Genomic DNA, 204 nt, shown 5'->3' on the forward strand with positions numbered 1-204 from the left:
AATACCATGTTTAAAAGGTCGATACTTGGTGAGCCAGTCTTTTTTCGCATCTCCATAAGTTTCAATATCTTGCCAACCCTCAGCGCCTGCAATGATGGCACTGACTACGAGAAAAATAATATCTACCAAATCATGCTTTTGATTGATATCAGAACGGGTTTCTTCAACAACGGATAAATGTTCTATAAGGTTCATAATTACGGT

At 37.7% G+C, this 204-nt stretch carries 1 protein-coding gene; it reads right to left on the reverse strand.

What is annotated here, in order from left to right:
- A partial coding sequence (locus N482_RS05435; protein WP_196765312.1) for a transposase family protein occupies positions 1–195 on the reverse strand: 195 nt, incomplete at its 3' end.
- Between the last annotated feature and the right edge of the window lie 9 nt (positions 196–204).

It is taken from the genome of Pseudoalteromonas luteoviolacea NCIMB 1942 (assembly GCF_001625595.1).
GTDB classification, from domain to species: Bacteria; Pseudomonadota; Gammaproteobacteria; order Enterobacterales; family Alteromonadaceae; genus Pseudoalteromonas; species Pseudoalteromonas luteoviolacea_A.